Annotated in this window: 21 protein-coding genes; 8 read left to right on the top strand and 13 right to left on the bottom strand. The window is 41.8% G+C overall.

Features of this window, described 5'->3' with window-relative positions; all coding sequences use genetic code 11:
* Positions 1–15 precede the first annotated feature (15 nt).
* The gene (locus tag ACH784_RS21665; protein ID WP_404395948.1) at positions 16–807 is read right to left on the bottom strand and encodes a chromosome partitioning protein ParA; all 792 of its coding nucleotides are present in this window, start codon (positions 805–807) and stop codon (positions 16–18) included.
* 93 nt (positions 808–900) lie between these two features.
* Between ACH784_RS21665 and ACH784_RS21660 the strand changes: the two genes are divergently transcribed.
* Positions 901–1797 (top strand): response regulator, encoded by an 897-nt coding sequence (locus tag ACH784_RS21660; protein WP_404395946.1) that lies wholly within the window; start codon positions 901–903, stop codon positions 1795–1797.
* 43 nt (positions 1798–1840) lie between these two features.
* On the opposite strand, the gene ACH784_RS21655 is transcribed toward ACH784_RS21660, so the two are convergent.
* The 4 genes from ACH784_RS21655 to ACH784_RS21640 are packed head-to-tail and all read right to left on the bottom strand — an operon-like array spanning position 1841 to position 6434.
* Positions 1841–3436, bottom strand: coding sequence for a cryptochrome/photolyase family protein (locus ACH784_RS21655; RefSeq protein WP_404395944.1), 1596 nt, complete (start codon positions 3434–3436; stop codon positions 1841–1843).
* Positions 3433–3585, bottom strand: a complete 153-nt coding sequence (locus ACH784_RS21650) for a DUF2256 domain-containing protein (RefSeq protein ID WP_404395942.1) — start codon at positions 3583–3585, stop codon at positions 3433–3435. Before ACH784_RS21650 ends, ACH784_RS21655 begins: the two co-directional genes overlap by 4 nt.
* A 17-nt stretch (positions 3586–3602) precedes the next feature.
* On the bottom strand, positions 3603–5066 hold the full coding sequence (locus ACH784_RS21645; protein ID WP_404395940.1) for a deoxyribodipyrimidine photo-lyase/cryptochrome family protein: 1464 nt from the start codon (positions 5064–5066) through the stop codon (positions 3603–3605).
* A 3-nt stretch (positions 5067–5069) separates the two neighbouring features.
* On the bottom strand, positions 5070–6434 hold the full coding sequence (locus tag ACH784_RS21640; RefSeq protein ID WP_404395938.1) for a DASH family cryptochrome: 1365 nt from the start codon (positions 6432–6434) through the stop codon (positions 5070–5072).
* Between the two features lie 89 nt (positions 6435–6523).
* Here ACH784_RS21640 and ACH784_RS21635 point away from each other — a divergent pair, with 89 nt between their 5' ends.
* Together ACH784_RS21635 and ACH784_RS21630 are read left to right on the top strand one after the other, a co-directional pair.
* Positions 6524–6796 carry a Rho-binding antiterminator gene (locus ACH784_RS21635; protein WP_404395936.1) on the top strand — a complete coding sequence of 91 codons (273 nt, stop codon included), beginning with the start codon at positions 6524–6526 and terminating at the stop codon, positions 6794–6796.
* A 90-nt stretch (positions 6797–6886) separates the two neighbouring features.
* The gene (locus ACH784_RS21630; RefSeq protein ID WP_404395934.1) at positions 6887–8191 is read left to right on the top strand and encodes a hypothetical protein; all 1305 of its coding nucleotides are present in this window, start codon (positions 6887–6889) and stop codon (positions 8189–8191) included.
* A 27-nt stretch (positions 8192–8218) separates the two neighbouring features.
* On the opposite strand, the gene ACH784_RS21625 is transcribed toward ACH784_RS21630, so the two are convergent.
* From ACH784_RS21625 to ACH784_RS21615, 3 genes are all read right to left on the bottom strand, one after another.
* Positions 8219–9874, bottom strand: coding sequence for a winged helix-turn-helix domain-containing protein (locus tag ACH784_RS21625; protein ID WP_404395932.1), 1656 nt, complete (start codon positions 9872–9874; stop codon positions 8219–8221).
* Positions 9875–9999: 125 nt separating this feature from the next.
* The gene (gene cydB / locus ACH784_RS21620; protein WP_404395930.1) at positions 10000–10998 is read right to left on the bottom strand and encodes a cytochrome d ubiquinol oxidase subunit II; all 999 of its coding nucleotides are present in this window, start codon (positions 10996–10998) and stop codon (positions 10000–10002) included.
* Positions 10991–12364: a cytochrome ubiquinol oxidase subunit I gene (locus tag ACH784_RS21615; protein ID WP_404395928.1), complete on the bottom strand. Its 1374-nt coding sequence runs from the start codon at positions 12362–12364 to the stop codon at positions 10991–10993. The genes cydB and ACH784_RS21615 overlap by 8 nt, the downstream gene beginning before the upstream one ends.
* A gap of 238 nt (positions 12365–12602) precedes the next feature.
* Between ACH784_RS21615 and ACH784_RS21610 the strand changes: the two genes are divergently transcribed.
* Entirely contained in the window at positions 12603–13754 is a 1152-nt protein-coding gene (locus ACH784_RS21610) for a hypothetical protein (RefSeq protein ID WP_404395926.1), read from the top strand.
* Between the two features lie 26 nt (positions 13755–13780).
* Here the strand turns inward: ACH784_RS21610 and ACH784_RS21605 are convergent, their stop codons facing one another.
* Positions 13781–14197, bottom strand: coding sequence for a hypothetical protein (locus tag ACH784_RS21605; protein ID WP_404395924.1), 417 nt, complete (start codon positions 14195–14197; stop codon positions 13781–13783).
* Positions 14198–14517: 320 nt separating this feature from the next.
* Here ACH784_RS21605 and brnQ point away from each other — a divergent pair, with 320 nt between their 5' ends.
* The 4 genes from brnQ (at position 14518) to ACH784_RS21585 (ending at position 19914) form a co-directional block, all read left to right on the top strand.
* Positions 14518–15804: a branched-chain amino acid transport system II carrier protein gene (brnQ, locus tag ACH784_RS21600; protein ID WP_404395922.1), complete on the top strand. Its 1287-nt coding sequence runs from the start codon at positions 14518–14520 to the stop codon at positions 15802–15804.
* Between the two features lie 374 nt (positions 15805–16178).
* Positions 16179–18419 carry a DUF5916 domain-containing protein gene (locus ACH784_RS21595; protein ID WP_404395920.1) on the top strand — a complete coding sequence of 747 codons (2241 nt, stop codon included), beginning with the start codon at positions 16179–16181 and terminating at the stop codon, positions 18417–18419.
* A 95-nt stretch (positions 18420–18514) separates the two neighbouring features.
* Positions 18515–18919, top strand: coding sequence for a hypothetical protein (locus tag ACH784_RS21590; protein ID WP_404395918.1), 405 nt, complete (start codon positions 18515–18517; stop codon positions 18917–18919).
* A gap of 287 nt (positions 18920–19206) precedes the next feature.
* A complete protein-coding gene (locus ACH784_RS21585) occupies positions 19207–19914 on the top strand; it encodes a substrate-binding periplasmic protein (protein ID WP_404395916.1) in 708 nt (235 codons plus the stop codon).
* Between the two features lie 177 nt (positions 19915–20091).
* Here the strand turns inward: ACH784_RS21585 and ACH784_RS21580 are convergent, their stop codons facing one another.
* The 4 genes from ACH784_RS21580 to ACH784_RS21565 form a co-directional block, all read right to left on the bottom strand.
* Positions 20092–20775 carry a manganese efflux pump gene (locus ACH784_RS21580; protein ID WP_404395914.1) on the bottom strand — a complete coding sequence of 228 codons (684 nt, stop codon included), beginning with the start codon at positions 20773–20775 and terminating at the stop codon, positions 20092–20094.
* 17 nt (positions 20776–20792) lie between these two features.
* Complete coding sequence (locus ACH784_RS21575) at positions 20793–22478, bottom strand: hypothetical protein (RefSeq protein WP_404395912.1); 1686 nt, start codon at positions 22476–22478, stop codon at positions 20793–20795.
* A gap of 90 nt (positions 22479–22568) precedes the next feature.
* On the bottom strand, positions 22569–24638 hold the full coding sequence (locus tag ACH784_RS21570) for an alkaline phosphatase PhoX (RefSeq protein ID WP_404395911.1): 2070 nt from the start codon (positions 24636–24638) through the stop codon (positions 22569–22571).
* Positions 24639–25009: 371 nt separating this feature from the next.
* Entirely contained in the window at positions 25010–25324 is a 315-nt protein-coding gene (locus tag ACH784_RS21565; protein ID WP_404395909.1) for a helix-turn-helix domain-containing protein, read from the bottom strand.
* Positions 25325–25370 lie beyond the last annotated feature (46 nt).

Here is a 25370-nt window from a genome sequence, read left to right as displayed (position 1 = left end):
TTATCTTGTTGTTATTTATTGTTTTTGCGTATTGATGGCTTCTAAATAACGGCTTTCAATGAATTTTTTCTCTTTATTAAGATGCTTAATTTTATACTTCGCCTGTTCGAGCTCTTTTTGTAAAGCGGCCACTTCAGCAGGAGAAACATCGCCATCACTTTGCAAAGAAAGCTGCTCAATCAGTTGATTTTGCTCTTCAATTTGGCGTTTGTAGTTATTTAACATAGTTGCCATTTCAGATTCACTTTTGCTGGCTGGTGCTATGGGCTCATTTATCCATTCTTCTCTTTGCGCTTTTAGTGAGGTCACTTCATCTTGTAATTTTTGATTATTCTTTTGTAAGTCTTCGAAAGAAGTGGTTTGAATATCTAATTCATTTTTAGCCACGTTAAGTTTCTTTGCAGTCACGTCTAAATCACCCTTTAGCTTTCGAATTAATTTATGAGAGCGGCTGAGCTTTTTATTTAGGTCATTAATTGAGGCTTGCTCTTCTTTGGTGATGTGATCGGCTGTCGAAGCTCGAATCTGTGCGAGCTGTTGCTCTAGTGCGAATTGAACTTGAACCAGTTCAGAGAGGGTTTTACTGTGTTGCTCAGAGAATTGGCTGGCGCGCTGCACTGAATCTCTACATAGCGCGATCAAGGCATCATTATCAGCTGTATGCTGACCTCGACCAGTCATGGCAACAGCAAACTTGCGAAACTCTCTTAGTATTAACAGCAAGATATAAAACCAAGCTGCCAGTATCAGCAAGCCAAAATTCAACGCAATGTATTGGTATGCTTCAAGAGGAAAATTAAACGTCACATTACCAACCTCTAAAGTATCAATATGATAAGTTTAGTTTTAATCAAAAATTCTGCCTATACTGATTAAAGTTAATTCAATCAAGGTTTCTATGTGAAAGTACTGGTAGTCGATGACAGTTTAGCTACGCGAGAGATCATCAAGCGGGCACTAAAATATTTTCAATATCGTAAGCTTTTTGTTCGTTGTGCTGAAAGTGTCTCAGAAGCGCAACAGCTTTTAGCGAGTTGGCATCCAGATATTGTCCTCACTGACTGGTATATGCCTGACCAAACTGGCTTAGATTTATTAACTGCTATTCGCAAAATTGACAGTAGGTTTCCTGTCGGCGTAATTTCGACTATTGACGAAAGAGACAAAATTATCGAAGCGCAAAGTGCTGGCTGTACTTTCTTCTTGTCAAAACCATTTACCGATCAACAGCTGCATAATCAATTACAGCCTATCGTTGAGGCGCTTGAAGAGAAAGAGTTTTTAACCGAGCAAGCCACACCTTTAAGAGAAGGTTTGCCATTGCCTAAAACTGAGCAACTTGAAAGGCTGATGAAAAAAAATATCAGCGAAGATTTAACCCTAAGGGCAATTCGTTCGCAGCGTTTTGATGAATCAAAACTCCCCAGTGTGATGGCCGTATATGCTGAGCGTGGCAATCAAAAGATCCGTGTAATTATGGTGTTAGATATCTATGCGGTCTGTGTGCTTGCCAGTAGCTGTCAAATTATTGATAGAGAAGAAGCACTTAAAGCAATACACGATAACGAAGTTCATCCTGATATTATGACGGCCTGCAAAGAAGCATTAGACAAAACCGCTTACGCATTTTTAGATAACCATAGCAGAATGAGTTTGTTTGTTCGAAGCTGTAAATTTGTTTCTAAAGCCCACCCAAAAATTGAACAAATTTATAACTACCCACTCGATAGCCGCATTGATTTGAGTTGTGAGCGTGAAGGCATGGCGCAAGGTAAAATGCTGATTGTGGGCGTTTGATATCATTGCTCCCACAATCAGACATTATTTAGGCTAGATTAAGTTAGATATTATTAATATTTTCTAAGTAAGTTTCTGCTTGATTAAGTACCGCTTCTCTTTGCTCATCAGTTTTCTTAAGCCAGTTTTTAAATACCATGGCTGTACGAGGGTTGTTGCCTAATTTTTCTTGGTTTCGATGCATAAAGTGCCAATACAGTGAATTTAATGGGCAGGCATTACTCCCCACTGTTTCAGTGACTTTGTATGCACAATTAGAGCAGTAGTCGCTCATCTTTTTCACATAGTTTCCGCTTGCCGCATACGCCTTGGAGCCGACAATACCCCCATCAGCAAACTGGCTCATACCACGAGTGTTTGGCATTTCTACCCATTCGATGGCATCGATATACACGCCCAAATACCAGGCATCAACTTCATCGGGGTGAATACCTGCAATCAAACAGAAATTACCTGTGATCATTAATCGCTGAATATGATGCGCATAGGCGTAATCAAGTGATTGGCTAATTGCATGATGTTGACAATTCATTTTGGTATTCGCATCCCAAAACCAACTAGGCAGCGCACGCGATGTTTCTAAGTGATTCAGTGTGGCGTAGTTCGGCATATTCGCCCAGTAAACGCCTCTGACGAACTCTCGCCAACCGAGTATTTGCCTGACAAAGCCTTCTATTTGCGCCAAGTTAATTTTGCCATTTGATTGTCGATAGTAATAAATTGCGGTATCAACTACCTGCTTGGGCGACAAAATTTTACTGTTTAGAGCGAATGAAATACGGCTGTGGTACAAGCTCCAGCCTATGTCTTCACATAAGCCTTCACATAAGCCTTCACCCAAGCCTTTAAGCTGCCCCGTCATGGCATCTTGAAAACGACCAAAATTAGGCAAACAAACTTCACAAAAAAAGTTCAGAAGATCAACAGACTGCTTGCGGTTTATGGGCCAGAGTAAAGTGTTATCACCTTTGCCCATGGTTTTTATGTTGTGCCGTGCGATCCGCTCGTTGATTTCACTGACATCATTTGCAAATAACAGAGGTTGAGGCACAATGCTTAAATCTTGCTTTTTAAGCTTTTCACGATTGTCTTTGTCGTAATTCCATTGCCCGCCTTCAGGCTCACCATTTCGCATTAAAATATCGAAACGTGCACGCATCGCGCGGTAAAAGTGCTCTAACCGGTGCTTTTTGTTGGCTTTAAAGTATTGTCCTAACTCTTGATCACTCACGTAAAAATGCTCGGCTTCATAGCCCATGGTTTTAATTTCTAGGCTTTGGCAAAACTCGCTGATTTGAGTACGAAGTCTAGCTTCATCAGCAAGTTGATATTCAAATTGCTGAATACCGAACTTTTGAATTAAGTGCGATAACAGCTCAGGCAAGCTTTTATACTCTGCAGTATCGTCCAAAGTGAGGTGCAAAACATGAAATCCTGCTTGCTTTAAGCCTGCTGCAAACCCTTGCATAGCAGCAAAAAAAGCCTGTACTTTTTGGATGTGATGCACCGTGTAAGTAGCTTCTTGATGTAACTCGGCGATGACATACAACACAGACTCATTTTTATCTTGATACCAACTGTGACTCGCATTGAGTTGATCACCTAAAACTAATCTGAGTGTTTGATACTGATTATTCACACCAACTCCTTATCTTGCTTTCTTTTATTGCCGGCACATCGTTTAGAGCAATACTTCACATTTTCCCAATCACGCTGCCACTTTTTACGCCATGTAAAAGGTCGCTCACACACTGGGCATAGTTTGGTCGGTAATTGGCTTTTCTTCATGTTACTTTTCATATCTTTTAATCGGGTCTGACATGGCGGGCTAATAGATGACCGACTTGAGCACGAACTTCGGGGCGCTTTCGCCATTTCCACAATAAGTCTTGAGCTGCTTTGTAGCTTTTTGCTACATCAACAATGGGTTCTGGGTAATCTTTGCCAAGCTCAACGCCATACATAAGCTGCTCCATTGGCGAAAGCTGCCACGGTTCGTGCACTAAAGGCGCTGGAATATTAGCAAGCTCAGGCAACCAACGTTTTACGAACTCACCGTCTGGGTCTTTTTCAAGGCCTTGTTTCACAGGGCTATAAATGCGTATGGTATTAAAACCTGTTACCCCAGCCTGCATCTGCATTTGGCTGTAGTGAATACCCGGTTCAAAATCTAAGAAAAGACTGGCCAAATAAGGGGCGCCTTCGCGCCAATCCACTTCGAGATGATGACATAAGAAACTCACTAGCATCGCCCGCATTCGAAAGTTGATATACCCGGTTGCAATTAAACAACGCATACACGCATCAACCATGGGCACACCCGTTTTACCTTGCTGCCATGCAATAAGTCGCTCAGCTGCGAGTGCTTTATCTGCGCGAGGTAAATGTGTGTAGCCTAAATTAACAGGCTCAAACTCCATCGAGCTTTGACTTTCGAATTTTTGGATAAAATGACAGTGCCAATGCAATCTAGAAGTAAAAGCAACTAGGCTTCTGCGCCAACCTTTTTTTTGCCAGTTTTGTAATACCGCCTGATACGCTTGCCTTAAACTGATATTTCCCCACGCTAAATAGGGAGAAAGCCTAGAGCAATGAGTTTGGCTCAATATCGGGCTCGAAACACTGTAAGCATATGCTTGGCCACGTGTATCAAAAAAGGAGTCTAAAACCTCTTTGGCAGCTTTTTCACCACCTTGTTGATACTCCCCTGCATCTAAAAACCATTCGGGGTATTCATCAATTGAAGACTTTTTTACGCTGTCTGAAAATTCATTTTCAACACACCAATTAACTGCATTGAGGTCTACATTAGCAGTTGGGGCACGCATGACTTTTTGCCAATATTCGTCCCAGGTTTTGCGATGCGTTAGCCCTCTAATTACTGCGCCGTATGGGGTTTCATGCCAAGTAATGCCAGCATTTTCACAGCAAGATGCAATCAGTTTATCTCGCTCAAAAGTGTTGTTTAAGCCAATTTCTTGATAAGAATAGAGTCCGGCAATGGTGTATTTATCGTGAAGTTCTGCAAAAGTGTGCTGAACGTCTTTAAAACTGATATAGAGCGCCCCTTCGGGTACGCGCGCAGCTATGTCTTTTAGAGATGACAAGACAAACTGCCAGTGCCTTGGTTTGTAATGCGGATCATTAAGCAACATGGGCTCAAAGCAATACACCAACAAAACAGCATGACCTGACTGGGCGGCTTTAAGTAAAGGTTCGTGATCAGTGAGCCGTAAATCTCGTTTTAACCAAACGACTGAAATCGCCATAAACTATAGTGCACGCGTATCAACAGGCCAATCAGCAGCATCAACCGAGTCGAGCGGTTGAAATTCTTGCTTACCAAGCCAATGATTAATAAAGACGTCATGGGGGTCGTATTGCGCATGCTGTTTTTCGATATTGAAATGACGACCACCTCGGGGATCGGCACCTACACCAGCAATGTACTGCCAGTTGCCCCAGTTAGATGCCACATCATAATCGAGTAATTGTTGCTGAAAATAAGCCGCACCGTAGCGCCAATCAAGACAAAGTTCGTTTACTAAACAACTGGCCACAATCTGTCTACCTCGGTTAGACATAAACCCTGTTTGATTGAGTTGCTTCATGCAAGCATTAACTAGTGGGTAAGGAGTTTCACCTTCACACCATTTTTTAAAACGTTCAGGGAAAAAGCTTGTTAACGGCTTAATACTCGCTTGCCCTTTAAATGAAAACAGGCTTTCACCTTGATAAAGCGCCAACCACTGAAAGTACTCGCGCCATAACAACTCAAATTTAATCCAATAGGTTGATTCATTTTCTATGACATTAGATTCATATTGCTCAACCGCATGCCACACTTGCCGAGGTGATAAGCTACCTTGCGCAAGATAAGGGCTAAATTTAGTAGACAGCTGCCAGCCATCGAGTTCGTTGCGAGTTTCTTTATAAGTACTTGGTGCAGTTGAATCGAAGTAACTTTTTAAGTGTGCTGAAGCTGCATACTCACCACCTTGAAATAATGACTCGGAAAAATCTTCATCATTTAGCCCTTCACTTTGCAAAATGTCGCCAATCACCTGCTCTGTACTCATAAAATCTAATGCCGTTTTAGTCGCTGGCGGAAACAGCTCATTCAGTGTTAAGGGCTCGGCAATCTCAGAAGTTTTTTGTTTTTCGACAAAACGGCGATATTTTGAAAAGCTATCAAGGTAGGCCGGATGGCTTAAAACTTCCGTGTCATGCCAAAGGGTGTGTTGCCAAGCACTGTGCAGCCTAATGGAGGTGTTCTGCTCAATCTCTTTGAGCCATTGCCTTTCATACACACCAACCTGATGTGCCACGGCTAAAGTATTGACTTGTAGCTTCTCACATAAATTACTAATAGCAGAAACAGGGTTGCCTTTAAGAAGTATTAAGTTATGCCCTCTGGCGGCAAGTTGAAGTGCCAAATTTGAAATTGCTTGTAAGGTAAAAACAAGACGTTGCTTGCCCATTGCACGTTGCTGAAAGTTGTTCGCTTTGAAGTCTGACTCATTCAAAACATATACAAACGACATTTCATCTGAAAAGTCACACACATTATTGAGTAATAGATTATCTTGTAACCTTAGATCGTGAGTGAACCAGTACAAGGTATTTGTCTTTAGCAAAGCAAGTGTCCGTTAATATAGGTATCTAATTGATTTACGCTTGTTCTACTTAATTAGTTCACTTTAATTACTTCAACAGAGGGGGCGTTATGAGCAAACTTATTAGCTGTGATATGCATGACCACTTTGAAATTGTCTGCATGAGAAAAAGCCAAGTCACTGTGACTACAAAAAATGGAGAAACGATTTCAGGACAAGCCAGTAATATCTGCATAAATGCTGATAAAAAAGAGCAATTACTGGTTACACAAAATGATAATGTTACGACGGTAGATTTAACAGATATTGCCAAGTTAGAAGCGCATGGTAATCTAGTACCTCAACATAACTTTGTAGTAATGATTAACCTGAGCTCTGGTTAATTAGCTAGCCTGAGTCAGCTTAAGTAAAGTTTAAGGGCGTTAATATTATTCATTGAAGTTAGGTAGTGAGTTTTCAAATTAAGGAAAATTATGTCATCAAAAACAGGGCTAATTTGTTTAGTCGCTTGCGCAGTATCATTTAGCGCTGGGTATTTATTAAAAGATTCGCAAACCAAAGTCATTAACTTGAGCGAGAGCCATGACTCACAAAGCAATGCTGCAAGCCAGCCTGATCCTGTTCGCAATATCAAACTGCCCTCATCGAGAAAGCCTAGCACGCCTTCACAAGCTGCCTTTATCGCGGAGCAAGATCCATTTGATGCCATTGATGACTTTTTAAATCGCTACAAAGACACCAATTATTTAACCATTCCAAACAAAGCCTTGGCGCCTTTGTATTTGCAACTATCACAGCTTGACGAGTATCAGTTACAGCAAAAAGCAGAAGAACTAATTAGCCAGTTACCTAACCCCGCAGCTTCTAGACTGTTAGGTATTACGCTTGAAGTGCTCGCAGAATCGCGACCTCTACAAGCACTTAATATGGCTCTCAATATTAACGACACCGAGCAATATAAATGGGCTTATGCTTGGTCTGTACTCTCAACCTGGAGTGCAAACGCTCCAGTAGAAGCATTCGAATGGTATGTTGTTCAAGACTTCAAGCAGCCTCACTTGAAAGGTTTTGGTACTCAAAATATGGTTTCAACTGCGGTGCTCAGTGGGCTTTACAGTTACGATAAATCACTGGCCGTTTCAAAAATCGCCGAGCTGTCACAGCAAAACAAAATAAACCCTTCAACCATGTCATTAATATCGCAAAATATTAATCATTCAGACGAGTTTAGATCGCTTCTTAATGCCTTAGGAAGCGCACAAAACCCAGACAATGGCGCAATAGAGGTGGTTGGAGAGTGGTTTAGTAAACAGCCCCAAGATGCTGCTGCTTGGGTAAATATGTTGAACGAAGAGCAAAAGTCACCTCGCTTATTTAGGCACGCATTAAACCGCTGGGTTGAGTCTGACCCCTCTCAAGCGTCTGACTGGTATATAAAACAATTTAACGAGCCTGAAAAAATGATGGCGATTTCAGAAGCGGCATCTCGCTTTGCCAATAAAGACCCAAAAGCCGCGCTTGATTGGGTTGATAGTTTAGGTCGAAGCGACACGCAAAATGCCATTGAAGATTTACTGCAAAGCGCCAGTTATGATGACCCTGACTTTGCACTTGCTCACCTTGATAGAGTCACCGAAGAGAAGCGTAAGGTCTCGATACTACAGTCAGCGATTTATTCAATAAAACGTCACGATCCGCAAAGGGCGCAAAACATTATTGAGTCATCACCTTATAAAAGTGAACTTGAAGAATACATCAAGAGAATAAATGATTATTAAGAATTAAGAAGCTGATGGTTGAATCGATTAATTAACCGTATAAACAGGCGCATCATTAAACCAAGCTTCTACGCGCGCTACCAGCATTGGGTTATCGCTTTGCGTAGCAATGTGTTTAGCCTCTTTCGCAAATTGCTCAGCCCGACTATTCAGCAGTCTGCTTCTGGCAATATCGGCTTTTGCTAAGAGCACCCAGACCTGATTTGCAGGTGCATCTGACTGGGTAGCGATATCAAATGCTTGTTGTAAGTATTGCTCTGCGAGTACTTGGTTTTGCTGCGCATTTGACACTTTTGCCAACTCTATTAATGCGGCAGTTTGACCATAATCGCCTTGAAATTGCTGGTGATATTTCAACGCTGCTTTTAAGTAATTAGCAGATTCTGCAAACTCCCCTTGTAGGCGCTTAATTTTACCTAATTCTTCATGGGCGTAAGCAATAAATAACTGATCTTGTTGTTGCTCAGCTAACTGTTTCGCTTTTTCTATATATTGCTCTGCGCTGAGTAATTCACTTTCTCGGTTCATCAACTGCGGCCAATTAATCTGCAAATACCCTATCATTAAATAAGCCCGTAATAACTCTCGCCCCTGTTCAGGCTGAGTACTGGCGCGAGAAATATTTTCTTTTAGTAAAGCGATGGCTTCTGTCACTTGCCCAGTATTTGCAAAGCTTGCGGCCAAATAGCGTTTGGCTGCTAACAGGTTCGGCTCTGTACTTAAGGCCGTTTGTAACAAAGGCTTGGCCGCATCAAAGTCTTGCTCTAAATACTTAGCAACGCCTCGAGCAAATGCTTCATTACTAAATTGGCTAATGTTTTTGTTACTTCTAGATGGTTGATATTCATCGAAACGAGTCGCTATCTTGCTGACTAATTGCTCGAGCACCTCATCAACTGAAGAAGCAAACTCAATCCCCTGCTCAACTCCAAATGGTGTTTGTAGTTGATAATGTAATTGGAAGTCTTCAGGGAACCCAGTTAAACGCGTTGCAACTATCAAGTCGGCGTCGAGTTTTTCTTGTAAAGGATACAAGGCGCCAGCTTGATAAGCTTGTCGCTGCTCTGTCGTCAATCGCTCAATCGCGTACAGCACATGATCTGTGTCTATGATATCTAGCTGGCTAGATTGACTTAAGCCAATTGATAATTGCTCCTGACCACGTAATGGCACCCAAGTATGAACACTGTCTTGTACATCATTTTGCACGGGTAAAAATGCCACTTTTAAGGGCGGCTCAGAACGGCTAAATAAAAATACGAAAACCATTATCAGCAGCAGAAATACTACAAGCGACGCCCCAATCCAGACCTTACTTTTATCTATAACGGGCCTAGCTTGAATGGTACTTTGCGGCTCTGTTACTTGGGCTGCTACAGTTTGAATTGTTTCGGGTAATAAAGGCGCTACCCACTGGTAGCCTTTACGAGAATAGGTTTTTATTACCTTGGCACCGAGTAAGTCTCGGATCTCTTTAATAGACTGTGTTAGTACTTGATCTTGCACCACAACATCGTCCCAAACGGCATCTATGACTGCCTGTTTGCTGACAATATCAGTTTTATGCTCAATGAGGTAATTAAGAACTTGTAGGGTTTTTGCGCGAATAGAATGCTCAGAATCAGCGCTGGTTACTATCCCTGTTACTGTGTCTAAGACTTTGTCTTCTATTTGAAATCGCATGATTTTTACGGCTTGTTTGGCTTTAAATTATCCCTTTCATTAGTCTGCTATATCAGCTCAAAAGTAGCAAGTTTATGAGGCTGGGAACTTATTTCATAAACTTGCTAGTAAAGTTAAAACTGATATCAGTAATATCTTAGGTCATCGACTTTGCCCCAAAACACACGGTAAGAATAAGCTGTGTAACCCAAGATGGTCGGCACAACGAGTAATGCGCCCCAAAGCAAAAAGGTCAATGATTCGGCCGCAGCAACTGCCTGCCAGATAGTTAGGTGATTTGGCACTATGTCTGGGAAGAAGCTGATCGCCAACCCTAAGAATGACAAGGTAAAAATGACCACACTTAGAATAAACGGATGATGCGCTTTATGATCTGGTTGCGCTGTTAGCTGCGATAGTTTCCGAGCGATTAATACAAAGCAACTAAAACAAATAATCGGCAGAGGTAATAACAGCAGCATGCTTGGCCAGCTAAACCACTTTAAGAAAATCTCAGGTGAGAGCCATAAGTTTGCGCCTGACACGAGGGCAATACCCACTAATGCAACATACACACAGCGCTTGCAGACTTTAATAGCATATTGCTGCAACTCACCTTCGGTTTTCATCACCAACCAAGCCGCACCAATTAAGGTATACGCAGCAGCAACACCGACTGCACTCAAAAGTGCAAAACCATAAGACCAAGCAGATTCATCAAAACCCATCACATAGCGACCTAACATATAGCCCTGCGATGTCGCTGCCAACAGTGATCCTAATTTAAAAGCCAAGTCCCATGCGTTTTTATGGTCGACAATGGCTTTGGCTCTGAAATCAAACGCAACACCACGCAAAATCAAGCCAATTAGCATAAAAGTACATGGTATATACAGCGCTTTGAGCACCAAGCTGTGGGCGGTTGGAAATGCGATTAGTAGTAACCCTATTGCCAAAACTAACCAAGTTTCGTTTGCATCCCAAAACGGACCAATTGAAGCGATCATCTTATCGGCATCATGGTCGTTGTTGGTGGGTAACAAAATCCCCACCCCCAAGTCATAGCCGTCCAAAATGGCATATAAAAGCACAGCTAACGCCATTAACGCTGCGTAAATAATTGCTAAAGTATCTTGTTCAAACATGCGCAGACTCCTTGATTTCAATACTTGAACGCTTTTTGCCGACGTGCTCTTGTAGCGATATTTCTTCAATGAGCACCGCTTTTCTCGCCATCAAAAATACCGTGTGTAAATAAGCAACCAATAAAAATGCATACACGGTTAAATACATGACTAAGCTAAACCCGACATTAGCTGGCGCAATAGTGGTGGCTGCTTGATCGACGGTTAAAACACCGCTAACAATAAACGGCTGACGGCCAATTTCAGTGACATACCAGCCAGCTAACGTTGCCACCCAGCCAGAGAAGCTCATTGCCACTAAAGTTCGCAGTAACCAATTTGGTAAAGCATTGTTTTTATAGAGCTTGAACGCAGCAAACCAAGCAACTGCAATCATGAGTAAACCAAGCCCCACCATGACTCTAAAGCTAAAGAACACAGGTTTTACAGGTGGGTGCTCACCTTTAAATTCATTTAAGCCTTTAATCTCGCCTTCTAATTGATGGGTTAAGATTAAACTCGCCAAATTAGGCACTGCCAGTTCAAAATGATTTGTACGCTGCTCTTCGTCTGGAATGGCAAATAACAATAAAGGAGCGCCTTGTGTGGTTTCCCATACACCTTCCATCGCAGCGACTTTTTGAGGTTGATGCTCAAACGTATTCAGGCCGTGCAAATCACCCACATAAGCTTGTAATGGTGCCAGCACTGCTGCCACAACCAGCGCAACTTTAAGCGTGAGCCTTGGCGCTTTTTTATCATCACCGCGCAGCAATCGATAGCTACTAATCCCTGCTATTAAAAAGCTTGCAGTAAGGCCAGATGCAATCAGCTTGTGAGTAAAACGGTAAGGAAAAGAAGGATTAAAAATGATCGCCAACCAATCGGTCGGATAAGCTATGCCGTCTCGCATTTCAAAGCCAACGGGGGTTTGCATCCACGAATTAAGGCTTAAGATCCAAAATGCCGATAAGGTTGTACCAATCGCCACCACAAAACAGGCAATTGTGTGCACGCGCACTGGCACTTTATTTATGCCAAACAACATGATCCCTAAAAAGGTTGCTTCTAAAAAGAACGCGGTTAGCACTTCGTAGCCCAGTAATGGCCCTGCAATATTGCCCACTTTCTCCATAAAACCCGGCCAGTTCGTGCCGAATTGAAACGACATGGTAATGCCACTCACCACGCCTAGTGCAAAAGTCAGCGCAAAGATTTTTACCCAAAAACGATAAGCTCGCATCCAAACTGCATCGCCAGTTTGTTCAAATCTGACTTTAAAGAAAACAAGAAACCATCCTAACGCGATGGTTATGGTAGGAAATAAAATATGAAAACTGATATTTGCCGCAAACTGCATGCGCGACAGCATTAATGTATCTAACATGTTCCCCTCCGAACACGACCCAAAGCACGCATTAACTGAAATCCTTCCTCAGCTAATATTCTAAAGTTTCAATAATTACTGAAACTTTAGAATATACTAAACACTAAATTGACACAGATCAATTAATATTCGGTATTAATATTGTGCTAATTGAGATAGCTCAGAAAATGCTTGTTTTAAGTAAGAAGTAAAAATGACATGATAACTGCAAATTATTTAAACGCTTTGGTCATCAATTTTGCAAACAACCCGCTGTTATCTCTATCTCTTCTTAGCAATATCATTCATTTCAATTGGTGCCAGTGCTAATGATCTTATTACGACTCAAACGCCAAGCTTCGTTTTAAAAGACAATCTTCAAGGTGTAGATGGGTTAGATAATCCGAGAGACATTACATTAAGCAAAGATAAGAAATGGGCATTTGTTGCCAGTGCAGATGATAACTCGCTTTCGGTATTTAAAGTAAACCCTGACTTTTCGCTTTCACATCGGCAAACGATTAAAAGCAATGACAAAGTAAAACTCGAGGGCGCACTTTCTGTGGTGAGCGACGACAGCGGCCAAAACATTTACGTGTTAAGTTACTATCACAGCGCACTGTTACACTTTAATTTTTCTGAAGATGCGGGACTCACGTTACAGCACACCTTGTCAGACAATCTGCCTTTTGCGCAAGTATTTAAACAACCTGACACCATCAAACCAGAGCAAGATGCCCTTGGTATCTTAGGCGGTTATGAGCTTGCAATTAACCACAATACCAATCAGTTGTTTATCGCAGCAACCGTCAGCCATGGTGTTAGTGTATTTAACTTGAATCAAGATGGTAAACCGATGCTGTCGCAGAGAATTCATGCAAACAAAGATGCAGCCCTTTCAGGTGCGGTTTCTGTAACAACCGATAAGACTGGCCAATTGTTGGCTGTCGTAGGTATGAATGGTAAAGCCGTATCTATTTACAGACGCAATAAAGCAGGAAAATTTCACTTCAGTCAAACGCTAGAGCACCTATTTAATATGCCGATTTCTGTAAGCTTTGCTGGCAACGGGCACTATCTCATTGCGGTCGATGCCATAAACAGCGATATTGTTTTAGCTCGCAAAAACCAAGAACAAGCATTTGAAGTTGTAAAAGTGTTAAGCAAAACAGAACATGGTATTGAAGGCTTGAACAAAGTGACGTTATCAAAGAGCGAGCACGCTATCTTAACTTTCTCAGAGCAAAGCCATCGCATAGATGAATTTCTGATAAACGAAGCAGCGCTTAAGCATTTAAGAAGCCTGAGACCAAGCGAGTTAAATTCAGCTACAGCCCTTGAATTTCTAGACTCAACACATGCAGTCTCAACTTGGGCGAAGTCTGATTCAATTGCAGTATTTAAATTTTAAATACTGCAATTAATTTAATAGCATATTTAACGACAGGTAAAACTCATCACCAACTCGTATGGCTGACCCATAGAATCTTCTGCGATGCCACCCCCTATCGACATTGCTGCGCCTACATCATCAACGGCATTCTCACCCAATATCCAAAGCACTGTACCCGCAGTTTCTACTGCACCGGCGATATTCAAATTCTGTAAATATTCTTCTTCTGGCATGCTACCAACGTAAGTGATGTTTTCATTCAATACGTAGGCTTTTTTATCTTGCTCATCGCAAAAGTGCTTAGACTGTTTTAATGCTTCATTGCCTGCCTCAGATTTAGTTTGTGCCGTGAGCTTCACATAATGCTCGCCGCTGTCTGAAGGACGCACATTGTTGTGATGCGCACACGCGGTTAATAAAGTCGCTAAAGAAATTGAGATTAGTGTTTTTGCTGCATTCATAATTAGTGCCTAAGGTATTCGTTTTGATAGCACTAAAATTAACGCGTAAACGTGTGAGTGTCCGTCAAATCTCGTGAGAAGTTGTAGAAAAGTGTAAAAACTCTAACCTATGAAATAAAAATAAAATTTTCCATTTAATTATTTATATAACTATTTTATGCAATAAATCAGGCATCTTATTCTTGTCACTTTTTATTTATTTCTTTGTTTAGATTTGCTGCTCAACTGTCATGTTTAATTACTCCACTTAAATTTGCATTGTCCCTAATAATCCCTAGAATGCGCCGCTCAATTGACTGACAGGTTATTACGAGGTTTTCATGTCAAAGTCTTCTCTGTTGACGCTTGGGTTCATGACCTTCGCGTTATTTTTAGGTGCGGGAAACGTTATTTTTCCGCCTCAATTAGGCCAAGGCTCAGGTGAGTTTTTCTGGCCAGCTACTATCGGATTTTTGATCACCGCAGTGGGATTACCTGCTCTTACGCTTATTGCCATCGGCTACATGGGCGGTAGTGAAGCACTCACCAATAAATTGCCTCGCGCAGGGCATTTACTATTCTGGGGCGTGTTGTTCTCTTCAATTGGCCCACTGTTTTCATTACCTAGAACATTCAGTGTGTCTTTTGAGTTTATTGCCAAGCCATTTTTCGCCGACTGGGCGTTGTTGCCTTTTACCCTAGTCATGGCTGCAACCACACTATTCTTTGCGCTTAGCCCAGGTAAACTAATGGACAGAATTGGCAAAATCTTAACGCCAGTTTTATTGCTGATGTTACTATTCATTGCCATTAGTGCATTTTTATACCCTCACGGACAACTCGAAAATACCGCAGCGCAATATCAATCATTTGCCATTGCAGCAGGGCTGTCTGAAGGTTATATGACTATGGATGTGCTAGGTGCGGTTGGTTTTGGCTGGTTAGTGATCAATGCACTTAAAAATGCAGCGCCGAATGCCCCAGTTGTGCCAAACCTTATCAAAATTGTCGCTATTTCAAGTTTGGCAATGTGCTTCGTTTATATTGCGATTGCTTTCGTAGGCGCGAATTATGGCATTGTTGAAAGTAATGGCGGCGCGCTGTTGTCTAATTATATGAATTGGATCTATGGCACACCAGGGGTGGTATTAATGGGGATCATCGTCACTTTAGCCTGTTTAACCACTGCGATAGGTTTAACCTGTGCTTGCGCCGAATTTACCAGTCAAAACTTCAAAGGCATTAGCTACAAAGCCAGTACTATTATCATTGTCGCCATTACAACATTGGTGGCTAATTTAGGCTTAGATTTACTGATTGCGATAACATTGCCACTAGTGGTTGTGTTACACCCTGTTGCTATCAGTATTATTTTATTAGGTCTTTTCTATCTAAAACGCCCATTTAATGGCTTAGTCTACAGTTTAACCATTGCCGCGGCTATTACAGGTGGGATCGTTGATGCCTTTAAAATACTTGGCAAAATGCCTGCACAATTGCATGATTTATTCGTAACTTACTTACCGCTTTATCAATATAATGCCGGCTGGATTTTACCAAGCCTAGGTACGTTCGTTTTATCTCATTTATTATTACAGCAAAACAAAAAGTTATACCAATCCGCTTAAGTAAGTGATCTATTTTGAGGCAAGAAAACCTCGTTGATAGCAAGGCAAATATTTCGTTATTTAGTTGTTCTAAATGAGAAATCTTTAACGCCGCTATCATCAGGTTTAATCCCTCAAAATGATTAAGTGTTATTGCGGATTGGTATTACGCCAAGCAAACATCTAGCACTGCTTTTTTAAGCCAAGCGGTTAGTCAGAAAACTTGCTCAATCGCTTGGTCTTGCCCCCTTCAATTTTAGAAACCAATAAATTTTTCTGATTAAGTAATATTCTTTTACAATTTAACCCCTTATTAACCAATTAAATGCTAGCCTTTGCGTTTTTCATTCTATTTTTCTCTATATAATGGCGCCAGCAAAATACAGGGATCAGAAATGAAAAGAATTAAAACAACATTAAGTAACTGGTTAAAGCGTTCACCCATCGCTATCGCTCTTTCAAGCACCTTTATGGTACCAAACGTAATGGCAGCTCAGGTCGACGGCGTATTAGACGAAACCCAGTGGCAAAATGCTCAAATCATCAACTTAGACAAAACCACCAGCCCTTTTACGCTTGCTCAAGCTGATAAGCAAACTCAGGTAAAATATTTTTCTAGCGAAGAAGGTATTTATGTTGCTGTTATCGCTACACAAGCTCTAAATGAACAAACCTCGATGCGTACCGCCCGAGACAGTGATTTAGAAAGTGACTTCATTGAACTTATTATCGACTTTGATAACGGTAAAAACACCGCCTACGGCTTTGCCCTTGGAAACGGTGGCTCAATGCGCGACGGTATTTGGCAAAACAATAACAACTTCAAAAGTGATTGGGATGGTACTTGGTTTGGTAAAACTAGCCAAACTGATACAGGTTGGGTTGCAGAATATTTGATCCCATGGAACGTTGCGCCAATGGCCAAGATTGAAGGTGAAAACCGTCAAATGGGCATTTACGTTCGCCGTCACGATGTGAAGTCGAATAAAAGTTACAGCCATGCGCCAACGTCATCAAGCCAACCTGACTTCTTACGCGAATTCAGTCAAATCAAAGTGGCGAACCACGCAGGTTCATCTTTAGATGTTTTTGCCTCGGCGACATATCAAAACGATATGCTCAACGACACCGACGACAGTAACCTCGGTGTTGATATCTTCTGGCGTCCAGATGCCAGTCAACAGTTGAGTGTGGCATTAAACCCTGATTTTGGTCAGGTCGAATCTGATGGTTTAGTTGTTAACTTTTCACCATTCGAAACTTTCTTTGCAGAGCGCCGCCCTTTCTTTACCGAAAACCAAGCTTTATTTGATATTCAAGGTAATGCGGGAATGCGTCTAGTGCACACCCGCCGAATTGGTGTGTATGGCGATATTGATGCCGCAGTTAAATATACCTCGAATGGCCAAAATAACGACTTTGGCGTGATGGCTGTATTCGAAGATGACGGTCATTTTAACGACAAAGAATCAAACAAATTTGCTTCAGCCCGTGCCCAACACCGTTTTGACGACTCTCAGGTTGGCTATTTAGTGACTTATGCAGACAAGGCCACGCAAGGTCGTGAGTCTCAGGTTCACAGTGTTGATTACCGTACTGATGTGTCTGATACATTGCAAATTAGCGCGCAAGTAAACGGCAGCTTTGTCGATTCTGACAAACACAAAGATCAAGTTGACGGTTACGGTGCCTGGTTGAACTTCGTACATAAATTCAGTGACAACTGGCAACAGCGCTTGAACTTCACGGTTTACGACGAGAAGTTTCAAGTCAATGATTTAGGCTTTTTATCACGTTCAGATTTACAACGCGTTTGGTATAACAATGAGCGTTACTTCACTGATTTTGATGAAAACAGTAGCTTAAAGCAACGCCGCGTTGAAGGTTACTTTATGCGCGATCACAACAGTGATGGCGATCATTTAAGAACTGAAATTGGGATCACTGGCACCGAAGAATATAAAGACAGTGCCTTTTGGTTCTGGCGTTTTGACTATACGTCTTCAGGTCTTGATGACAGAACAACCCGAGGCAATGGCGATTTCAATTTAGGCTCAGGCCGCGAGTTTTTCACTGAGTACAATTTTGGCAGTCAAAACAAGTTCCGTCACCATGTTGCTTTTGGTCTACAAAGTTATGACCGAGAAGGCAATGGTGGCCGTTTCCACTACCACCCTAGCTACTACTTCACCGATAACTACCGCGTATCTTGGAGTTTATGGGCCGTTCAAGAAAATCAAAGTTTATATTGGATTGATGGCCAACTGGCACGTTATGACTTTAAACAGCTTGAAAACAGCCTAGACTTTGATGCCACCATTGATGACAAACAAGAATTGCGAGTGCGTTTTCAATGGGTGAGTGTAACTGGTAAAAATGGTAACCAATTTGCCATTGACGGTAATGGTGACTTATTTGATACCAATACCCAAGTCAGTGATTTTTCTAGCTCAACGACGCGACTACAAATTCGCTACCGTTACGAAATTGCACCTCTATCAAACATTTATCTTGTTTATAGCCGAGGTGGGCAATCTATCGACGACTTAGATCAGAGCAATACATCGCTATTTAAAGAAGGCTGGGATAACCGTACCGGCGACAACTTTGTCGCGAAAATTCGTTATCGTTTCTAGCATCTATATAAGCAAGCTATGCCAAAAGCCATTTTGGCATAGCTTTTTGTCCCTATTATCGCTTATAGTCCAATCTTTTGACCAAAGAGACTGAAATGGACCTTTTCAAACCTGTATTAGCTGCTAGCTTGTTATTTTCATTCAATAGCTTCGCCTCACAAACACCTGAACAAAGAAACTTATCCATTGAGTTAACAAGAACCGCTGCCATCATTAATAAGAATAGCGGCGTGATGTTAGACGAAGAAACACGCTTAGATTCTGTCGCTACCTTTAGTAATCACATCATTTATAACAACACAATGATCAACTATAGTGTCGAGCAAATAGATCCAAACCAATTTACAAACATTCTACAAGATATCGTTCTTAAACCCTTATGTGATAACAAAGACTTAAAAGCCTTTAAAGATCTTGGCGTTGTAATGGTTTATCGATATATGGATAAATCGGGGAACTTTATTAGCGAAATATCAAAAGATATGTCGACTTGTATGTAGCACCAATTTCGATCAAGCAACAATATTAGCTTAGATAACCTGAGCTCTGGACTCTGGATAATTAATCTCTTAACCAAAGCTCAGGTTAGATAAGTAGAGTGATTTGATGCTCATTTATCTAGGTTTTTTTGTTTCTCGTCTTCTTTCGCTTTAAGGCTTGTAATTAACGACTATACTCAAGCAATAAGTTGACTTAATTAAGAGTTTTCATATTGCGCCTTTGTTTTAGCCTTTACCTTTTGCTCTTTTGCCAATCTCTCTTTGCACAATGTACAAAAGACAAAACTGTGAATGTTGGTATAGGTGCAACCTGGCCTCCTTATGTCATGTACCAGCAAGATAGGGCATTTGGGTTAGAAATAGACATTAGCCGCAAAGTTTTTCGAACCGCAGGATACTGTGTTGAATTTGTTCGACTCCCCACCACAGATAGAGCCATCAAAGAGCTTAGTATTGGCTTAGTCGATATACTGCCGTCATCAAGCTTTAACACTGAGCGCGCAAAAATAGCCGCTTTTTCGGTTCCTTATCGGCGTGAGCGCATGCGATTATTCACCCACTTGCCTATTCAACCAATTGAGCATTTGCAAACTCTGTTTGAGCAAGCCATGTCTTTTGTGATTAACCCAGGTGCATTTTATGGTGATGAGTTTGACGCTCATTTTAAAAAGCCAGAAAACAAAGGGTTATTTGCCTTTGTTAAAAGCATCAAGCAGCGCATGCACATGGTGCATTTAGAACGAGTCGAATTTTTAGTTGAAGATGAAATGGCGGGGCTTTACTACATTTCAACCTATCAAGGCGGCAAGATTAAGTTGCATCCCTATGTCGTGAACGACAATGCCATTCATTTCATGCTCAACCGAGAACGCTTTACAGAACAAGAGATTAGTCATATCAATGACGCAATTTTGAAATTAAAAGATGATATTAACGTAATAATTAAGCGTTATACCACTTCTTCGACTACACTTGCTAATAGTCAAATAGATTAGCTTTCTTCTGTTTCTAATTTGACGTTGTTGAAAGTAAAAAATGAGTTTTCCTATTTCCTTTGCAAGAAAAAAGGGGTAGCTAGAATTACGCTTACCCCTTTGTTTCATGCGAATAAAAACTTCATTCCAATAAATAGCTGCTTGAGTAACAGCAGCCTTTAATCCCAATCAGCTTTGCTACTCTCTATTTTGCCTCGCCGGATAAAATACGTAACTGCCAACCAGTGTTGCAGCCAACATAAATATCGCGCCATCATGAACTTGGCTATTAAAGGTATATCTAAATAAAGCCAATAAACCAAAGTAAGCGATGGTCGAATATTGCAGCCAATGCCAACCTCGATTCACTTTGGGATCTTTCTGAGACGCGAGCAAATAGCGGCCAAGCCATAAGCCTATTTGCGATGACAACAACACAAGTCCGCCCACCACAAAAAATGATAGCCATACCAGTAACTCAGGCCAATTAATGATCTGGGCCGATTTCGCGGGCCCAGACCAAAGCGCATCCCAACTCACGGCGATGATCAACGCCCATGAAATCGCTTTATGGGTAAAGCTGGCTTCTTCGCCTTCATGATAATCTTGTAACTCTTGATACAAAAAATAGGCAATAAACGCGAATGCAACTAAGCCAATGATAGGACTAATGCTCGGTAGCCATTTCAAACCAAAATAGCTCAGCATATAACCAAACATCGGAAACAAAGTATGCGTTGCTGTCACACCCACAACCCAGCGGTTTTTAACTGAGCTCACGCTAAGCTGTTTAGCATAAATAGCCGTAACAATGGCCACATCTAAACCGATTGCTAAGCCCATTAAAGTACAGGCTAAAACAAATTCCCAGATCAAAGTCATACCGCCCCCAGTACCACTTAAAATGCGTTTAAGGTGTGAGTGATCCCAGTTTCTTGGTCCACTTCTACCTGTTTATGCATCACATCATCTAATGGTTTTACTATCGGCGCTTTACCATGAATGTAACTTTGCTCATCAACTATCACTTTATACGCTTTGTTTAATTCAAGTGCGCGAGACTTAGAAGGCAAAAGCAAATAAGAGATGTCTTGCTGCAAACGTGCAAATGCCGCTTGCTTTGGCTTACCCTCTTGGTCAAAAAACTTGGCTTTGACTTCATGGTTAGCTCTAAACTCATCCCCTGTTGGGTTATTCATTAAGTAATAGCTATATTCTGGTTGTCCGTCTGTTTCTCGAATTCTGTCAGGCGTACCTGCAAATGACTTTTGTTGCCAGTGATACCAGCCTTTTTGAAAGCTCTCTGTTGGTAACTTTCGATAAAAAGACACATTTGAGTCCATCAACACGCCCATACCACTGTGACACCCCACACATGATGCCTGCTCTTCAAAGGTCTGTGGTCTTAGCGCACCTCGTTTATCTTCGATAAAGCCTTGGTAAGTCCAGCCTTGTGCAACTGTTAAGCCTTCTTCTGTGCTACCGCGAAGCAGTTTAGTTCTATCTGGAAAGTCATAACGTTCTTTGATTTCTTTCTCGACCAGCTCTTCTAGTTGGTAGTAGTTCATCCAAAATTGTTTTTTCGCGTAGCGTAATTCTTTCATACGTGCTGACATGGCAACGTCATCGTTCGCATCTAAGTCTAGGTAACGAACAGAGTGTAAAAACTCCGTACCTTCAGGAAATAGCTTCGCCGCAAGGTGCACCTTTTTTTCAGCCAATTGCTGCTTTGCTTGGCCGACATAACTCATAAACTTACCTTCACGGGGTGCCCATTCGTAGCGCACTAGGTTAGCAGTGGTTAATTCACCATTTTTATCGAGGTCAACACCAAGGCGCGCTTCATCAACGGGTTCTATTTGAATATCTTGCTCTTTGATCAACGCCTCAACAATGGCTAAATTCACCGTATAAACGGTTAGGTCAAATTGTCCCTGTTCGTTGTTTCGAAATGCTGGCGCCAGACGAATACTGACATCGTCGGTTGACCCATTAGTTGGCATAAAGCCACCGGGCATAGGGTAATAGGCGTAAGTGCGCCAGCCCGTGTAATCACCTTCAGGGGTTTTATCAAAACCTTGATGGTCGTAATTAAAATAGCTATCTGGTACGTAGCCATCCCATTGACCATTATTATTCGAGTCGTATTTGCTTTGGTTTTTTTCTAAATGATCTGCCAGTGCTAATTTGCCTTCAAGGGTGAAGTAATTACTCTCTCGAACGTAAGCAAGAATTTCGTCATCTGTAATTCGCCCGACTTCTGTCGTGCGGTCTTTAAACATGTTCAACCACGGGTTTTTCGTCGCTTCGCCCGGAAAGCTATAGCTCAACTGCACATCAGAATCATTCAAAAAGTTCGGACGTTTGCTGTCGGTATGACACGCAAAACACGGGTTATTCACTTCCCCGTTTGTTGATACCGGTTTGGTATAACACTGAGCAGGAATATAAGGAGAAAGCTGAGAAAGCGTGTCAGATTTAAACTGTTCAGCAGCACTTGCTTGTGCACTTTCAGATAGGTAGAAAGACGTCGCCCCTAAAACGACCAGTCCAACCACACTATAGGCTAGATGTGTTTTCTGCATTGGGAAAACTCCAAAAATACATTTATATCGCATGAATTTAAGAAGCCACTTAAGTAAAGACTTAAGTGGCTATTTTATTGTGAGCCGTGATTACTCAGCTTTAGCAGGGAAAGGACCTACATAACCTGTGTAAGCACGGTTTTCACCAGTGTTAGTGCTCATTGTCTCGTCAGACTCACCGTAAGGGTGCTGAACAACTGACATTAAGTAAGCCCAACCATTGATATTTGGATACCAATAAGGCGACGTTGTTTCTGCGCCATATGGTGTCGTTTGAATACGCGTTAGGGTTTCTTTGTCGAAGTCATACGCCCAAATCACATCGTTCTGGTGACCACTACCTGTGTCTTCACCGATGATCAGCGTGTTATGACCTGACATGTAAGTCACGTTATCTGGGTTAGCAAGGCCATCGATGTGACACTTGTTTTGTGAATTATCGAATGCTTCTGGGTTTTTCTGAATTGAGCTTTCTGGGCCGTAATCTTTATGAGCAGGAATACCTTGAATTAGACCTGAGATATTCGTTGCAACATACTCAGAGCCAATTTCTGCATTTGCAGCAACATCAAGCTGATAAACACCGCCACATGAGTTGTAACCGTCTAGTTTAATATCGTTGCTGCCACCAAGATCGTATGCATCATTTTTAACACCGCTTTTCTTACCATCTTCCATGCCACGCTCAATTGCTGACATTGCTAGGTAAAGTTTGCCCTTGTCTTCAGCGAACGTAATACCTTCTTCTTTACGAAGTTCAGTGGTCGCACCCATCATTGCAGCGTAACGACGTGTTTCTAAACGAGACGCCACTTTGTCCATGCCTTCAACCAGTTTCAAACACTCTTGGCCGTTACCGCCCGCGTTGATTGAGGTAAATTCAGCAGAGCACTTGCCATCAACAGGCTCTTCAGTCATGAAGATGTCATTGAAAGTCACTTTCTTGTTGCCACGAACATATGGTTCGATTTCAGCAGACGTTGCGTGACCTAGGTTGATCCAAGTAAGGTCTGCAGCCCCCATGCCCTCAGCACTTGTTTGGTTCCACTTCATTGCATACATAGTACCTGCCGATAAATCACCTTCTTTATCTGCTAAGAACATGTATAAACCCACGTTTGTACCATCGTCTGTTAGGTAAACTGTTTTTTGGTCAGGCATCACATATTCTAACTCATACGCTAAACGACCAATTGAATAGTGCTTAGTTAGCTCAGAATCAGGTACTGTTTTAGATGCATCAACTGCAATTTCGATTGGCCAACCGTAGAAGTACGGGTTCCAATCTGCATCATTGCCACCTAAATAAGCTACCATGCTAGAGCTTGGCGTCGTGTTACGAGCATTCGGCTCATATTCTTCAGACGCTAAATGAGTATTCCATGGTGTAACTGAACCTGCACAATGTACCCAACCACCATCAATATCTGACATATCTAGCTGCCACATATCTTTAACGGTTAATTCGCCGTTTTGTTTGTTCTGGTTTAGTTCCATTAAGAACATCGCACCCGGACGAGATTCCATTTGTGACACAGAGAATAAACGGTCACCAATTGGTAAAAGAGACGTGAACTCGTTTGAATTAACAACAATACGCTCGCCATCTTCAGTGAAGAAAGGCTGACCGTCTTTGTCGATTAGTTGGCCGAATACGGTATCGCCATATTGGTCGCCAGAACGCGCTAAGATGTTATAAGAAGCATTAATTTGCTGAACAGAGTCACCGTTTACCGCTTTAGCTTGGCCAGTCATGATCTGACGCTTCTCAAAGTTCGTTTCAGGTGCTGCAACTGGGTCAAACTTAATTTGTGCGCCAGCCGCTAGCATTGCTGATGTACGTGCTGCTGCGCTACACATAGTGGTAGAGCTTTGTACTTCGCCTGACTCTAATGTGCCGTTACCGTTTGCATCAACACCAGCATCAATACGTGTTGCACCGTCAGTACAATCTGCACTTTCGCCAAGTTCAACTAAGTTGATCAGCGCCACGTTTCCGTTTTCACCCGCTGCACCAGTTTCACCTTGCACACCTTGTTGACCCGTTTCACCTTGTGGGCCCTGAGCACCTTGTGCACCATCATCACCGTCAATACATCCTGTAAGAGCAATTGTGACACTTAATGCGAGCGCGCTGAGCTTTAATCCATTCGTTTTCATTTTTTTACCTTGCTACGTTGTTTTTGGGTTTTGAACGCAGGCTAGAATAGAGGCTCTATTTTAAAGTTAGGCTAAATATCAGTGACAGTTCAGTGACTTAAATTTGCAATTTCTATGACAGTCGTCATTTTAGAAACGGTATTTTAAGATTAGCTATGCAATAAAAAAATGAATGGGAAGTGAGATATTTACTGACTTTAACAGAATAAAAAAAGAGGCAAATAAGCCTCTTTTTCACACCTTTACCAAATGACAGCTGTCTTTAAAAAGTCACATTCAGACGGCTAAGGCTATGTTAGTTAGCTCGATAGACATTGAACTCTAAATCCATTAACTCATCATTTAAGCTATTTTCTTTGTTTAACTGGTTGTTATAGCTCAGCGATGTGCGCCAAGGTTTCTGGATGACGTTGAACCAACTTTAAAAGAGTTACTGCTTGTCCATTTGGTGCGCTGCGCCCTTGCTCCCAGTTTTCTAATGTACGAGATGATGTATGCAACAAGCGAGCAAACACACCTCGAGACATATTAAACTGTTCTCGAATACTCACGATTTCATCTGGTGAGATATTTAACTCACTGATGTCGTTAACTTGATGAGTTTTAAGGGTAAGCTTACCCTCTGAATGCTCCTTAGCCTCAACAAGTGCTGAACTTAACTCTGCAAATAAATCACGATTGCTCATTACGCCATGCCTCCATAAAAGCCTTTAGATGTTTCTTTTGGTCTGC

It is taken from the genome of Pseudoalteromonas phenolica (assembly GCF_044788725.1).
Classification (GTDB): Bacteria; Pseudomonadota; Gammaproteobacteria; order Enterobacterales; family Alteromonadaceae; genus Pseudoalteromonas; species Pseudoalteromonas phenolica_C.
This window is presented reverse-complemented; position numbering and strand designations above follow the sequence as displayed.